The organism is Collinsella sp. AK_207A (assembly GCF_902501965.1).
In the GTDB taxonomy this organism is placed as follows: Bacteria; Actinomycetota; Coriobacteriia; order Coriobacteriales; family Coriobacteriaceae; genus Collinsella.
In genome coordinates this window covers 64221-79380 of sequence record NZ_CABWID010000024.1, presented here as the reverse complement: position 1 = coordinate 79380, position 15160 = coordinate 64221, and the positions used below count along the sequence as shown (strand labels likewise).

The following is a 15160-nucleotide window of genomic DNA, read 5'->3' as shown; positions in this document are numbered from 1 at the left end:
CCCATGGAAGGTAGGGAGACGGAGGATCGGAAGCGGGTGGACGAGCCGCTTGCTGCGGCCGGCGCGGCGGCGGGTGCGACGGCGGCGTTGGCCGCGGCGTCGCCCGCTCCGGCCGGCGATGCGGGGCGCCCCGCGCAGCGGTTGCCGGGCTGGGCGCGCGAGCTCGTCCGGTTCGCCACCCTCATGGTGGCTGTGAGCATGGTGACGTTCGCCCTGGTGGGGATGTCACCGATCGACCCCGTGCAGATGAACGTCGGCCAGGCCTCGTACGCGCGCATGAGCTCGGAGAAGCGCGAGCAGCTGCGCGAGTACTGGGGCGTGGATGCGCCCATCTGGCAGCGCTACGTGTCGTGGGCCTCGGGCGCCGTGCGGGGCGACCTGGGCCAGAGTCTGCGCTTCAACCTCCCGGTGACCCAGGTGATCGGCGAGCGCGCGGCGAACTCCCTCATGCTCATGGCGTGCGCCTGGGTGCTCTCGGGCGCGATCGGCCTCGCACTGGGCGTGGCCGCCGGCGCGCGGGCGGGAAGCCTGCTGGACCGCATCGTCAAGGGCTACTGCTTCCTGCTGGCATCCACGCCGACGTTCTGGCTCGGCCTTGTGGTGCTCATCGTCTTCTGCGTGGAGCTCAAGTGGTTCCCGCTGGGGTTCTCGGTGCCCATCGGCGTCGACGCGGCCAGCGTCTCGCTCGCGCAGCGCGCGTACCACCTCGTGCTGCCGGCGCTCACGCTCTCGGTGACGGGGGTGGCCAACATCGCGCTCCATACGCGCGAGAAGGTCATCGACGTCATGGAGAGCGACTACGTCCGCTTCGCGGCGACGCGCGGCGAGGGCACCTGGCGGATCGTTCGGCGCCACGGGCTCCGAAACCTCGTGCTGCCGGCGATCACGTTGCAGTTCGCGCAGGTGAGCGAGATCTTCGGCGGTTCAGTCCTGGTAGAGCAGGTCTTTAGCTACCCAGGGCTGGGCCAGGCGGCGGTGACGGCCGGCGTGGGCGGTGATGCCCCGCTGCTGGTGGGCATCGCGCTCGCCTCGGCGGCCATCGTGTTCGCCGGGAACGCGATGGCCAACCTGCTCTACGGCGCGGTGGACCCCCGCATGCGCGCGGGAGGCCGGCGATGAGCGCGCAGGACGGCCGGAACGGGTTCCAGGCACCCGTGACCGCTGCTGCCTCCGCCGCTTCCGGCCCGGCGGTGCTGCACGCCTCCGTCGTCCGCGGCCGCGGTAACCGGCGCCGTATGCTGGTGGGCCTGGTGGTGGCTGCAGTCGCGCTCGCGGTCATCGCCGTTGCGGGTCGCCTGCTGGAGCCCGTCGCGATGGCGACGGACTTCGCGGCCAAGAACCTCCAGCCCTCGATCGCGCACCCGTTCGGCACGGACTGGATGGGCCGCGACATGCTCGCGCGGACGCTCGCGGGCCTCTCGACCTCCATATTCGTGGGCCTGCTGGCCGCCGGCGCCTCCTCCTTGATCGCCCTCGCGCTCGCGTGTCTCGCGGTCCTCGGTGGCCCGCGGGCGGACGCGGCCGTGTCCTGGCTCGTGGACCTGGTGATGGGCTTGCCGCACATCGTGCTGCTCGTCCTGATCAGCTACGCGCTCGGTAAGGGGTTCTGGGGCGTGACCGTCGGCGTGGCCCTCACGCACTGGCCGAGCCTCACGCGCGTGCTGCGCGCCGAGATCCTGCAGCTCCGCGAGCAGCCGTTTCTGTCCGTCTCGCGCGTGCTCGGCGTGTCCCGCCACCGGATCGCTCTCGACCACCTGGTGCCCTACGTGCTGCCGCAGTTCCTGGTGGGGTTGATCCTGCTGTTTCCGCACGCGATTCTGCACGAGGCGTCGATCACGTTCCTGGGGTTCGGGCTCTCACCGGACCATCCCGCCGTGGGCGTGATTCTCTCGGAATCGATGCGCTACCTCTCGGCAGGGTATTGGTGGCTCGCCATCTTCCCCGGCGCGTCGCTCGTCGCCACGGTGGGACTGTTCGACCGAATCGGCGCGCTCGCGCGGCGTCTGGTGGACGCGCGTACCGTACAGGAATAGAAGGGAGGGACGTATGGACGAGCAAGCAAGCGCCCCGGGTGTGACAAACACATCAGATATGTTCGCCACCGGTGCGGCGCCGGCGGGGGTGGCAAGCGATATGACAAGCAAAACTGATCTGCATGGCACGCAGGACGGCCATCGCGACGGCGAGTTCCACCACGGCCACAGCCATGCCGCGGAATCGCACCATCCCGGCGCGCACCACCTGCTCGCGGTGGAGGGGCTGACCGTCGGCTTCGACATGTACGACCCCTCCGCGCCGTTCTTCTCGGCACCGCGCGTGCGGCAGGAGGTGGTGAGCGACCTGTCCCTTTCCGTGCACGAGGGCGAGATCCTGGCCGTGGTGGGCGCGAGCGGTTCCGGCAAGACGGTGCTCGCCGACTGCATCATGGGTTGCTTCGAGCCCAACGCGCAGGTGACGGGCCGCATCTGGTTTGACGGCGAGCCCCTGGACGAGCACGCGCTCTCCCGCTTGAGGGGACACGGCATTTCGATGGTCCCCCAGAGCGTGGAGAACCTGGACCCGCTCATGCGCGTGGGCGAGCAGGTGCGCGGTGCGGCGCGGGGGCGAACGCGGGCCGAGCGCCGGGCGGACGCGGAGCGCCGGCGTGCGCGCCAGCGCGAGCTCTTCCGCGCCTACGGGTTCGATGACGCGGTCGAGCGGCTCTTTCCCTATCAGCTTTCGGGCGGTATGGCTCGCCGCGTGCTCCTCATGTGCGCGCTTATGGACGATCCCCGGCTGATCGTGGCCGACGAGCCCACGCCGGGCCTCGACCTTGACCTTGCGGTGCGCGCCCTGGACGACCTGCGCGCCTTCGCGCGCAAGGGCGGCGGCGTCCTGCTCATCACGCACGATATCGAGCTCGCCCTGCAGGCGGCCGACCGCGTGGCGATCTTTCGCGACGGCACGGTGGTCGAGGAGACGGCGGTGGCGAACTTCGAGCGCCCCGAGTTGCTGCGGCATCCGTTCTCTCGCGCCCTCTGGCATGCCATGCCGGGGCATGATTTCGCGGCGGTGAGCACCGATGGGGAACACGTCGCGACGGGGGAGGGGGATACCTATGACGCTTGAGGCCCGAGATCTCTCCTTTGCCTATCCGGGCGCAGCCCCGCTCTTCCGCGGTCTTTCGCTGCGCGTCGAGCCCGGCGAGCGCGTGGCGCTCTGCGCGCCCTCGGGCACGGGCAAGACCACCCTCTGCCGCGTGCTCGCGGGCTACCTGGAGCCGTGCGCGGGCACGGTGGTATGCGACGGTGCACCGGTTTCCGGTTGGGCCGCGCGTCGCGCCCAGGGACCGCGTCCCGTGCAGCTGCTCTGGCAGCATCCCGAGCAAGCCTTCGACCCGCGCCTGCGCATGGAGCGCTCGCTCGTCGAGGCGGGAGATGTGCAGAGCCCCCGTGTCGAGGAGCTGCGCTGTGTGTTCGGCATCCGCCCCGTCTGGCTCCAGCGCCTGCCGCATGAGCTGTCCGGTGGCGAGCTCATGCGCTTCTGCATGGTGCGCGCGCTCATGGCGCGCCCACGCTACCTCATCGCCGACGAGGCGACGGCCATGCTCGATGCCGTGACACAGCAGGAACTCTGGAGCGCGATCATGACCTTGCAGCAGCGCGAGGGCTTCGGCCTCCTGCTCGTCTCCCATTCCCCGGCCCTGGTTGACCGCGTATCGACGAGGCGCATCGACCTTGCCTGAGCCCCGCCCGCTGCGCCGGACCCCCCGGTTCGGTAAGGCATCGCGAGCGAGCTGCGAGAACTCACCGGGAAACGCGCAGGAATGCGTTAAAACGAGGATGGGGATTCGGCTTGCGGCGAGCATGGAGACCCCTAACGCATTCCTGGCGTTTCCCGGTGAGTTCTCGCAGCTCGCTCGCGATGCCTTACCGAACCGGGGGGTCCGGCACAGCGGGCGGGGCTCAGGCAAGGCCCGGGGGATGTGTTTCAAGCGAGTGTCACGGCATTTCCATGTTTCGCGCGCGGTATCCGGTTGTACAATGAAGACCCGTGAAGGAATGTGTCCAACCTCTACGGGAAAGCGCAGGTAACTAAATATGACCAAGCACATCTTCGTCACCGGCGGCGTCGTGTCCTCGCTCGGCAAGGGCATCACGGCGGCTTCGCTCGGCCGCCTGCTCAAGAGCCGCGGCTACAAGGTTACCATGCAGAAGGCCGACCCGTACCTCAACGTTGACCCGGGCACCATGAGCCCCTTCCAGCACGGCGAGGTGTTCGTGACGGAGGACGGCTACGAGTCCGACCTGGACCTCGGCCATTACGAGCGCTTCATCGACGAGAACCTCACGCGCGACTCCAACTTCACCACCGGCGCCATCTACAAGAGCCTGATCTCGCGCGAGCGCCATGGCGACTTCCTGGGCGGTACCGTGCAGGTGATCCCGCACGTCACCAATGCTATTAAGGACAAGTTCCGCCGCGTGGAGGAGCAGACGGGCGCCGACGTGGTCATCACCGAGCTCGGCGGCACCATCGGCGACATCGAGGGCCAGCCCTTCGTGGAGGCCATCCGCCAGTACCGCAAGGACGCCGGGCACGGAAACGTGTGCTTCATCCACGTGAGCTTGGTGCCCTACATCGCCGCGGCGCACGAGGTCAAGACCAAGCCCACGCAGCATTCGGTGAAGGAACTCCGCAGCTTCGGTATCCAGCCCGACGTGATCGTGCTGCGCTCCGACCACGAGATCGACGACGGCATCCGCGCCAAGATCGCGAGCTTCTGCGACGTGGACGAGGACATGGTGTTCACCAACGAGGACTGCGCGAGCATCTACGAAGTCGTGCAGATGATGGCTGACCAGGACTTCGACCTGCGCATCTGCGAGCGTCTGGGCCTGGAGCCGCGCGAGCGCGACCTCTCCGAGTGGGATAACTTCCTGGCCAAGCAGCACCATGCCAACGATCATGCGGACACGGTGAAGATCTGCGTGGTGGGTAAGTACACCCAGCTGCCCGATGCCTATCTCTCCGTCATCGAGGCCCTGCACCACTCCGGCGTGTTCTTCGACCGCCATGTGGACGTGGAGCTGGTAGACGGCGAGGCGCTCACCGAGGCCAATGTGGACGAGGTGCTCGGCGGCGCCGACGGCATCCTGGTGCCCGGCGGCTTCGGTAAGCGCGCGTTCGACGGCAAGATCTGCGCCGCCCGCTACGCCCGGACCCACAAGATCCCCTACCTGGGCGTGTGCCTGGGCATGCAGGTGGCCGTGTGCGAGTTCGCCCGCGACGTGGCCGGCATGGAGGGCGCCGGCTCCTCTGAGTTCGACTCCGACCTGCGCTACCCCGTCATCGACCTCATGGAGAGCCAGGAGGACGTGACGGACAAGGGCGGCACCATGCGTCTGGGCGCCTATCCCGCTAAGCTCGCGCCGGGCACGCTCACGCGCGAGGCCTATGCGGGCGAGGAGCTCGTGTACGAGCGCCATCGTCATCGCTTTGAGTTCAACAATGCCTTCCGCGACGAGTTGACCTCCGCGGGCCTGGTCATCGCCGGCGTTTCACCCGATGAGCGCCTGGTCGAGATGGTGGAGCTGCCGGAGGACGTGCACCCGTGGTTCGTGGCCACGCAGGCGCACCCCGAGTTCAAGAGCCGCCCGACCAAGCCCGCCCCGCTCTTCCGCGAGTTCGTGCGCGCCGCGATCGGTCAGCACGAGGGCGTGAACCGTCTGGACGTGACGCCGGAGAACCCGGAGGACTAATTTTCAGTCGTCGATAAGCTTGGCTGAGCCCCTGCAGACGCGTTGAGCGTCTCAGGGGCATTCTATTTTCATTGCGTTACGACGTTAAAGTGCGACTAGGTATCTGGTATTTCTATGCATCGCTTTGGCAGTTGTTTAGGCATAGATGTGCTTTCCAACCACCGTTATGGCAGCTGAAGAGTGACCTCTCATGAGGTACTTATGCTATTATCGCGGAGAAATCGCTCCCGATTGTGGTTTTTGAACAGGTGAATATGTGTTTGGTGAGGGTCTCAGAAAAGACCTCGGCAGGCGTTTGTCGTGCTGATGGGCATCTTGCTCGTGAGCCAGACCATCTTCAGTTGGGCCGGTCCGGTGTTCGCCTAGGAAATCGCCCAAGTGGAGGAGCAACGCGCCTGGTCGCAGGCGGGGGAGCAATCGGGGGAGCGGGCCCGGCAGCCAGACGGCGCTTCCGATGGCGCGGACGCTGCCGATGCGACTTCGGTGCAGGTGGGCGATGCCGCGAAGGCTGCGGCCTCCGCGTCTACGGGTCAAGCGAGCGATTCCGGCGACCAGGTCAGTGAGAGCCCGACATCCGCCACCACGACGGTTTTCGCGTACAACCCCGATGCTCCGGCGTCCGAGGTCTCTCAGGGCGTGACGCTCAAGCTCTACACGGATAAGAACCATACCGAGTCCTTCGATCCGGCGCAGGACATGATCGAGGTCGGCGACGGATTCCTTCACCTTCAAGAAGAGGCTCACCGGGCGCGCGCTCCAGGCGGGCGAGTTCTCCTTCGAACTAACCGGCCACGATGGGGCTCCGATGCCCCAGGGTGCCGAGGACGGCGTGCTGACCGTTCGAAACGCTGCGGACGGCACGGTCTCCTTCGGTGCGATTGCCTACGAGCGCCCCGGCACCTACACCTACGAGGTGCACGAGGTGGCGGGCTCGCTCAGCGGGGTTACCTACGACGACGCGTCGTACGTTGTGGTTGTGACCGTGGTCGACAACCATGACGGCACACTTTCCGCCACGCACGTGGTGACGCGTGACGGCAAGATGGTCGGCGCCGAGAACGCCGTCTTCTCCAACGGCTTTACGCCACCGCGCGATGAGACGCCGTACGAGGCGCAGAAGGGCGACCGACCCGGTCGCACCTGCGCGCTGCCGAAGACCTCCGACCCGGTGACGCCCGCCTTGCTCGGAGCCATCGCGGCAAGCGGTCTCGCCCTTGCCGGCCTGGGCCTCGCCCTCGGTCGCCGACGGAGCTAGCAGGTTATTCGGGAGACGGCGCTTGCCGCATTCATAGGGACGGCGGCCCTGCAGACGGTTCATACCGGATGCGGGGTCGCCGTCCCTTCCTGTTTCCGTCCCGGCGCTTCGGGGGTAGCATGGAGCGGTTGAGAGCGCTTCGAGGGTGGGAGGGGCCGATGGGTGGATCACGGCGAGATGCGGATGGAGGCGCCGTCCCCGTGCGCGCGGACATTCCCGCCGCCCCGCTCATCGGCGCCACCGAGCTCGAGCGCGGCCGCGACGAGTACCTGGCGCACCTCTCGCTCGAGCGCAACCTCTCGGTCAACACGGTGGCGGGCTATCGACGCGACCTCGATGCCTACATCGCGTTTCTCCTCGAGCGCGGTATCGAGCGGCCGGATGAGGTGTCCCGGCGCGACGTGGAGGACTTCGTGGCCGCCAAACGCGCGGCCGGTTACGCCGACACCTCCGTTTCCCGCGCGCTCTCCGCGGCCAAGGGCTGGCATCGCTTCCTCGTGCGCGAGGGGATGGCAAAGGCGCATCCCACGGCCTCGATCAAGCTTCCCAAGACGGCCGACCATCTGCCCGACTACCTCACCGTGGATCAGGTGACGGCGCTCCTCGACCAGCCCTTTCCCGACACGCCCGCCGGTGCGCGCGACCGCGCCGCCCTCGAGGTGCTCTATGGCTGCGGCCTGCGCGTGAGCGAGCTCTGCGGCCTCACCGAGCGCGACCTCTACCTGGATGACGAGTTCCTGCGCGTGCTGGGGAAGGGCTCTAAGGAGCGGCTCGTCCCCATCATGGGCTCCGCCCTCGCCGCGCTCGAGGCGTATCTCGCCGGCCCCCGCGCCGAGCTCGCGGCCCATGCGCGCCGCGGCGGCCCGGCGGATGCCATCTTCCTGAACGCTCGCGGCCAGCGGCTCTCGCGCCAGTCCGTCCACGCGATCTGCGAGCGCTATGGCCGGCTCGTGGGCATCGAGCGCCTGCATCCGCACACGCTCCGCCATTCCTTTGCCACGCATATGCTCGCCGGCGGTGCTGACTTGCGCGTCCTGCAGGAGATTCTGGGGCACGCGGATATCTCCACCACGCAGATCTACACGCATGTGGACCGCACACAGGTGATGGAGGAGTACCTGGCGGCGCACCCGCGGGCGTGACGCAGCGTCCCGGTTCGCGGCGACGGTCCTGTTTCCCACCGTCGCCACCTGCCGGTTCTTTGTTTCGACACAATCCCTTGCGGTCGAACAAAAATTCGATTCAAGTGCAGGTCGAAGGTTAAGCTTTGCCCTCGACCAATCTAGAAATGGAATAGGAATCGCAGCGTGAACACAAGATGTTGTATTTGCGTTTCGCTCGGCATGGGCTGTGCACGTGGGTTCGTGGGGGAGCGCGGTGGACCGTTGGGGGAAGGAGTGGGAAAGAATGTTGCAAAGAGGGAAGCGACTCCATATTATTGAATGCGTCGACAGGCGGGGTGGCTCCCCGTACACGCCCAACCGAGTAGCCGAGAGGAGGGGCGCAGGCAATGATGCTGACCGGAACATACGAGCGCAACCTCGATGCGAAGGGACGTCTCTCGCTGCCCGCGGCCATCCGCAAGCAACTCAGCGACCACGTGTACGTGCTGCCCGCTCCCGATGTCGATGCCCTGTACATTTTCTCGGACGACGAGTACGAAAAATGGGTCATGGGGCTGTTCGAGAAGCGCGGCGGATTCGATTCCCGCAAGCGCGAGGACCAGGCGCTCATGAGGAAGCTGAACGCGATGGCGACGCCGATGGATATCGACTCCGCCAGCCGTATCGGTCTTTCCGAGGCGCTGCGCGGCAAGGCTGGCCTTGACCGCGAGGTCACCGTGGTGGGCAACTACGACCACCTGGAGATTTGGGACCGCGCGCGTTGGGATGAGGCCAACGAGGCTTCGGACGACGACCTGACCGATCTGTTCTTCTCGTAAGTCAAGGAGAGGCGTACATGGCAGCGGGAACGTTGACACCTGAATATCGGCATGAACCTGTCATGCTCCAGGAAGTGCTCGAGAACCTGGATCTGAAAGCCGGCGGCACGGTGTGCGATTGCACGCTGGGCGGCGCGGGCCACTCCGTGAGGATGGCTCAAGCCGTGGGCGCGGACGGTCTGCTCCTGGGAATAGACCAGGACGACATGTCGCTCGCTGCAGCGGGGGAGCGGCTCGACCGAGAGGCGCCGGACACCCCGCACCGGTTGCTGAAAGGCAACTTCGGCGACCTCGACGAGCTCCTTTGCTCGGCAGAGGTCCCCGGCGTGGACGGCTTTCTCTTTGATCTGGGCGTTTCGAGCCCGCAACTCGATATCCCCGGAAGGGGCTTCTCGTACCACGAGGACGCCCCGCTTGATATGCGGATGGACCCGGGTAACAACACCCTAAACGCAGCTGAGGTCTTGAACACCTACAACGAAGCCGACCTCGCCCGGATCCTTCGCGTCTACGGAGAGGAGAAGTTCGCCCGGCAGATCGCACGCGAGGTCGTGCGCCGGCGGGCGGAGGCACCGCTCCGGACCACGGGAGACTTCGTCGAGGCCGTGAAGGCGGGCATCCCCGCTGCCGCGCGCCGACACGGAGGGCACCCCGCCAAGAAGAGCTTCCAAGCCATCCGCATCGAGGTCAACCACGAGCTCGATGTGCTGGAACGGGGGCTCGAGGCAGCGGTTCGCTGGCTGAACCCGGGCGGGCGCATCTGCGTCATCTCGTACCACAGCCTCGAGGACCGCATCGTCAAGCATCTGTTCCAGGAGCGCAGCCAGGGATGCACCTGCCCGCCGGATTTGCCGGTGTGCACGTGCGGTCATGTGCCGGTACTCAAGGTCATCACCCGCAAGCCGTTGGTGGCGAGCGCCGAGGAGGTCGCGCGCAACCCGCGGTCGCGGTCCGCGAAGATCCGCGTCGCCGAGCGGCTGGAACCGCAGGCCCCGCGGATGCCGAGCGCGCCGCATTATCGCAGCTGAAACGAACCACTCTTAGAAAGGGAGGGCGCATATCATGGGTAATCCCACTTCAAACGCATCATACGCCCGTGATATGCGATCCTACCCCGGCTACGCCTCCGCCTTCGACGGCAACGCCGCGCGCGACCTGGCCTATGCCGAGCCCGCGCGCGCCCCGCGCCCCCGTGTGGACGAGCGTCCGGGCCTGGACGTCGTCACCGGCGCCGGTCGCCAGGCCGATCAGGAAGTCAGTCCCGCCTTCACCCACGTCGTCAAGCTCTTCTGCGTGCTCGTGGCGCTCTTCTGCGTCCTCGGCGGCGCCCGCGTGGTGCTCGCCGGCATGACGACGGCGAACCTCAACCAGAACGCCAAGGTCCAGACATCCCTCGAGGAGCTTCGCACCGAGAGCTCCAAGCTCGAGGTCATGCGCTCCGCCTACGGCTCCAAGAGCCGCATCCGCGACCTCGCCGCCTCCATGCTCGGCATGGTCGACGGCACCGCCAACGGCGTCACCATCGACCTGAGCGAGACTGCCACGGGAACCGCGGACCAGGCGTCCACCGGTGCCGCGACGGCGACCGCGGTGGAGTAGCGATCATGCCGAGCGATCGAGGCGACCGGGGCCCCGGCTCCGGCCCTATCCGTGGCGGGCGCGGGTACCATCCCGGTCCCGGCCGCCGCGGGGCTCCCCAGCGCGGCGAGATCGAGCCGATCAGCCCTCGCGCCGCCCAGCGCGCCCGCGAGCAGCGGGAGCGGGCCGAACGCGAGGCCAATCAGAGCTTCATGTCGCGCCGCGTGTTCATCGGGCTCGTCTTTGCCGCCGGCACCCTCGCGGCCACCGGCAAGCTTCTCGACTACCAGGTGTTCAACCGCGAGCGCTACGTGACGGAGGCGGACTACCGCCGCGTTGACAAACAGACGCTCTTCGCGCTCCGCGGCACCATCTACGACCGCAACGGCAACATCCTCGCCTCGAGCGAGGAGTGCAGCAACGTCTACGTGAACCCCCAGCTCGTGACGAATGTGAACAAGGCCGTCTCGGCGCTGGTGAGCGTGCTCGGCGTGGACGAGAAGGCCTGCCGCAAGCTCGTCGCCGACACCTCCACGAGCTTCAACTACATCCAGCGCAAGGTGGACCAGGAGGACGCCGACAAGCTCTCCAAGATGGGGATCGCGGGCATCGAGTTCGAGCCCACGGTCAAGCGCGTCTATCCCAACCAGTCGCTCGCCTCGCAGGTGCTCGGTGCCATCAACGACGAGAACAAGGGTCTGCTCGGCCTCGAGCTCTACTACGAGGACATTTTGCAGGGTGAGAACGGCTCCATCCAGCGCGAACGCGCCCGTGACGGCAGCTACATCGCCGGAGGCGCCTACACCAAGGTGCCCGCCAAGAACGGCACGGACATTATGACCTCGCTGGACATCACCATCCAGAAGGCGGCCGAGGAAGCCATCGCCAAGGCGGTGGAGGATACGGGCGCCAAGTACGGGTCCGCCGTGGCGATCGACCCCATCACGGGCGAGATCTTCGCTGCCTGCTCGTATCCCACCTTCGACCAGGAGAACCTGGCCGAGGCCAAGTCCGAGAACATGAACCTGCGCATCGTGACCGACGCCTACGAGCCGGGCTCCGTCTTCAAGACCTTCGTGGTGGGGGGCGCCCTGGAAGATGGCGTGATCACTACGGACACGGTCTTCAACGTGCCCGCCGTGGTGAAGGCCGGCGACGACAACGTGCGCGATTCAGACCAGCGCGGCGCGGCCATGGACATGGACGCCCGCGAGATCCTCCGCCGTTCCTCGAACACCGGCATGGTGCTCATCGGCAAGAAGATGGGCGCCAAGAAGTTCGCCGCCAACATCAAGCGCTTCTGCTTTGGCACCATCACGGGCGTGGATTTCCCCGGCGAGACGAAGGGCCTCGTGAAGAGCCTGGACGAGTACGACGGCGCGAGCGTGGGCGCGATGTCGTTCGGCCAGTCGCTCGCCGTGACGCCCGTGCAGGTGCTGCGCGCCGCCTCGGGCCTCGCCAACGGGGGCGTGATGAGCATCCCGCACTTCCTCACGGCCAAGCACGGCGAGGAGGTCGACTGGTCCTCCAAGCAGAAGACCTGCATCGAGGCTGCGCATGCCGACGAGGTGGTCTCGATGATGGAGACCGTGGTCGAGAGCGGCACCGGCACCGGGGCGCAGATTCCCGGCTACCGCATCGCGGGCAAGACGGGCACCGCCGAGCGCGCGGGGGACGCGGGCTACGAGGCGGGCAACAACATGGCCTCGTTCCTCGGCTTCACCTCCCCTGAGAACCCCCGCGCCATGGTCTACATCACCCTCGACGGCACCGCCGCCACCTCGCACCTGGCGCTCGAGCCGTTCAAGACGGTCATGCAATCCTGCATCGACGTCCTGGGCATCCAGACCGATGCGTAGGCGCTCGGACAGGCGGGACCGCCGGGGCGCGGGGCCTCCCCACTCCGTGCTCGCGAAACTGGAAAACCCCGTCGCGGAGCCTCGGGAACGAACCGAACGGAGGGGCGCTCACGGGTCCCCGCGGGCACGGGGCCGCGGTTCGTTCCTGGACTCCGCGACGGGGTTTCCTCAGTTCGCTGCGCAAGGTCGTCGGGAGGCCCCGCGCCCCGGCGGTCCCGCCTGTCCGAGCGCCACAGGGCCTGCACCAACGCCCGGGCACGACACGGTACAATATCTGGGCTTTGCATCATCCACGAAGGGTTGGGCATGATAGAGATCGCAGTCAGGTACCTGGAGAAGGTCACGGGGGCCAAGCCCTGGACGGGCAACGCCGACCGTGTGTGCCGGGGTGTCGTCATCGATTCGCGAAAGGTCGAGGAGGACTCCATCTTCGTCGCCTTCCCCGGTGAGCGGGTGGACGGCAACGACTTCGCCGCCCAGGCGATCGAGGCGGGTGCCGGCTGCGTGGTGCTCACGCGCGAACCCGACCGCGCGCTCCTGAAGCTCGCCGACGCGCACGGCTGCGCGATCTTCACCTGCGACGATCCCGAGGAGTTCCTGCTGCTTTTGGCCCAGGGCTACCGTTCCCGCATGCGCTGCACCGTGGTGGGCGTGACGGGTTCCATCGGCAAGACGACCACCAAGGACGTGCTCGCCGAGTTGCTCGCCACGAGCTATCGCGTGCACGTGACCCAGGGGAACTACAACAACCTCATCGGCATGCCGCTCACCATCCTCTCCGCCCCGCGCGACACGCAGGTCATGGTGATCGAGATGGGCATGGACGGGGCTGGCCAGATCGAGCGCATGACGCGCTGCGCGCAGCCCACCTACGCCATCATCACCAAGATCGGCACGAGCCACGTGGGCAAGCTCGGTAGCCGCGAGAACATCGCGCGTGCCAAGGCCGAGATCGTTTCGGGCATGCCGCCCAGCAGCGAGAACTTCGAGGGGCATCATTCCAAGCTCGTGCTGTGCGGCGAGGATGACTTCACTCCCTTCATCGTGGAGCACTTCGCCAAGCCCGCCGGCGTTGACGTGCTGCTCTGCGGCACCTCGCCCGATGACGACGTTTCCGCCTCGCATATCGAGGTGGACGCCGAGGGGCGTCCCTCCTTCGACATCATGTTCGAGAACGGGGCCAACTTCCATACCGGTCTTTCCATCCCGGGACGTCAGTCCGTGGTGAACGCGCTCTTTGCCGCCGCCGTGGCGCGCGAGATGGGCATTGCCGGCTTCGTGATCGACGAGGTGTTCCATAAGCTGAACATCACGGGGAGGCGCCAGGAGACGCGCACCGCCACCTGCGGCGCCCGCGTGCTCGATGACTCCTACAACGCGAGCCCGGAGTCCATGGCCGCCGGCCTTGACCTGCTTTCGACCCTGCCCTGCGAGGGCCAGCGCATCGCCGTGCTCGGCGAGATGGGCGAGCTGGGCGAGGCCGAGGGCCCGCGCCTGCACGAGCTGGTGGGCGCCTACGCGGCCGCCAAGAAGCTCGACCTGCTCGTGTTCGTGGGCGGTGAGAACGCCCGCGCCATGGAGCGCGCCGCCCGCCTGATGGGTCAGCCCGAGGAGGGCATCGTCCGCGTGCCGGACTGCGAGCGCCTCTGCCGCCGCTACGGCAACGTGCTCGGAGCCCATGACCTGGTGCTCGTCAAGGCCTCGCGCTTCGTGGGGCTCGACCGCTTCGTCGAGGAGGTGTGCCGATGATCGGCAATCCCGCGTACCCCACCTACCAGGCCTTCCTGGCCCTTGGCGTGGCCGCCCTCATCACCGCCGTCCTCATGCCGTTCTGGATTCGCCTGCTCCGCGTGGAGGGTATCGGCCAGCAGGTGCGCGCCGACGGCCCCAAGCGTCATCTCGTCAAGCAGGGGACGCCCACCATGGGCGGCGTGATCATCCTCATCGCCGTCGTCATCACCTGCCTGCTCGTGGGCCGCGTCACCACGCGCCTCGTGCTCGTGCTCGTCGCCACCGTGGCCACGGGTGCCTTGGGTCTCATCGACGACCTCACGAGCGTCACACACGGCCGCTCGCTCGGACTCACGCCACACGCCAAGATGATCGGGCTCACGCTTATCTGCGTCGTCTTCACCGTGCTCGCGGTGAGCCTCTGTGGCGTCGCGCCCTTCGTCTCGTTCCCCGGCGGGTTCTCGATCGATCTGGGCGTGTTCACCACCACGTTCGCCATCGGCGGCCAGACCTACGTCTTTCCCTGGCTCTACCTGCTCTTCACCTGGCTGCTCATCGCCGGGCTCTCCAACGCCGTCAACCTGACCGACGGCCTCGACGGCCTCGCGGGCGGCACGTCGATGATCGCCATGCTCGTCATGGCGGCCATCACGTTCCTGGGCGGAGACCCCAACCTCACGGTGTTCGCCACCGCGTGCGCGGGTGCCTGCCTGGGGTTCCTCTGGTTCAACTGCTACCCTGCCTCCATCTTCATGGGCGATACGGGTTCGCTCGCCCTGGGCGCCGGCTTCTCGTGCCTGGCCGTCATGGCCAAGGCGGAGGCCGTCTCGCTCATCGTGGGCCTGCTTTTCATCATCGAGACCCTCTCGGTGATGATCCAGGTGGTGAGCTTCAAGCTCACCGGCAAGCGCGTGTTCCTCATGGCGCCCATCCACCATCATTTCGAGAAGCTCGGATGGGCCGAGACGAAGGTCGTCATTCGATTCTGGATCGTGGCCGCGGCGTTCGGCTCGCTCGGCCTTGCCCTGTATTTTCAGCTGGGAGCGTGATACAC

The 15160-nt window shown here is 67.1% G+C and carries 12 protein-coding genes and 1 pseudogene; all 13 read left to right on the top strand.

The window, feature by feature from the left end; translation table 11 throughout:
• The first annotated feature begins 3 nt into the window (after positions 1–3).
• The 13 genes and pseudogenes from GDJ97_RS09190 (at position 4) to mraY (ending at position 15155) form a co-directional block, all read left to right on the top strand.
• Positions 4–1119 (top strand): ABC transporter permease, encoded by a 1116-nt coding sequence (locus tag GDJ97_RS09190; protein ID WP_226809007.1) that lies wholly within the window; start codon positions 4–6, stop codon positions 1117–1119.
• Positions 1116–2033 carry an ABC transporter permease gene (locus tag GDJ97_RS09185; protein ID WP_152070989.1) on the top strand — a complete coding sequence of 306 codons (918 nt, stop codon included), beginning with the start codon at positions 1116–1118 and terminating at the stop codon, positions 2031–2033. The genes GDJ97_RS09190 and GDJ97_RS09185 overlap by 4 nt, the downstream gene beginning before the upstream one ends.
• A 13-nt stretch (positions 2034–2046) precedes the next feature.
• Positions 2047–3108 carry an ATP-binding cassette domain-containing protein gene (locus GDJ97_RS09180; RefSeq protein ID WP_193221386.1) on the top strand — a complete coding sequence of 354 codons (1062 nt, stop codon included), beginning with the start codon at positions 2047–2049 and terminating at the stop codon, positions 3106–3108.
• Complete coding sequence (locus GDJ97_RS09175) at positions 3098–3724, top strand: ABC transporter ATP-binding protein (RefSeq protein WP_152070987.1); 627 nt, start codon at positions 3098–3100, stop codon at positions 3722–3724. Before GDJ97_RS09180 ends, GDJ97_RS09175 begins: the two co-directional genes overlap by 11 nt.
• A gap of 355 nt (positions 3725–4079) precedes the next feature.
• Complete coding sequence (locus GDJ97_RS09170; protein ID WP_152070986.1) at positions 4080–5741, top strand: CTP synthase; 1662 nt, start codon at positions 4080–4082, stop codon at positions 5739–5741.
• A 736-nt stretch (positions 5742–6477) separates the two neighbouring features.
• Positions 6478–6996 (top strand): annotated as a pseudogene (locus tag GDJ97_RS09165) (Spy0128 family protein); the annotation flags it as partial.
• Between the two features lie 158 nt (positions 6997–7154).
• The gene (gene xerD, locus GDJ97_RS09160) at positions 7155–8138 is read left to right on the top strand and encodes a site-specific tyrosine recombinase XerD (RefSeq protein ID WP_152070984.1); all 984 of its coding nucleotides are present in this window, start codon (positions 7155–7157) and stop codon (positions 8136–8138) included.
• A 368-nt stretch (positions 8139–8506) separates the two neighbouring features.
• Complete coding sequence (locus GDJ97_RS09155; RefSeq protein ID WP_226809005.1) at positions 8507–8938, top strand: division/cell wall cluster transcriptional repressor MraZ; 432 nt, start codon at positions 8507–8509, stop codon at positions 8936–8938.
• A 17-nt stretch (positions 8939–8955) separates the two neighbouring features.
• Positions 8956–9966, top strand: coding sequence for a 16S rRNA (cytosine(1402)-N(4))-methyltransferase RsmH (gene rsmH / locus GDJ97_RS09150; protein WP_152070983.1), 1011 nt, complete (start codon positions 8956–8958; stop codon positions 9964–9966).
• A 34-nt stretch (positions 9967–10000) separates the two neighbouring features.
• Positions 10001–10537, top strand: coding sequence for a hypothetical protein (locus GDJ97_RS09145; protein WP_152070982.1), 537 nt, complete (start codon positions 10001–10003; stop codon positions 10535–10537).
• A 5-nt stretch (positions 10538–10542) separates the two neighbouring features.
• Positions 10543–12375 carry a penicillin-binding protein 2 gene (locus GDJ97_RS09140; RefSeq protein ID WP_226809003.1) on the top strand — a complete coding sequence of 611 codons (1833 nt, stop codon included), beginning with the start codon at positions 10543–10545 and terminating at the stop codon, positions 12373–12375.
• Between the two features lie 306 nt (positions 12376–12681).
• A complete protein-coding gene (gene murF / locus GDJ97_RS09135; RefSeq protein ID WP_152070981.1) occupies positions 12682–14124 on the top strand; it encodes a UDP-N-acetylmuramoyl-tripeptide--D-alanyl-D-alanine ligase in 1443 nt (480 codons plus the stop codon).
• Complete coding sequence (gene mraY / locus GDJ97_RS09130; protein ID WP_152070980.1) at positions 14121–15155, top strand: phospho-N-acetylmuramoyl-pentapeptide-transferase; 1035 nt, start codon at positions 14121–14123, stop codon at positions 15153–15155. The genes murF and mraY overlap by 4 nt, the downstream gene beginning before the upstream one ends.
• Positions 15156–15160: the final 5 nt, after the last annotated feature.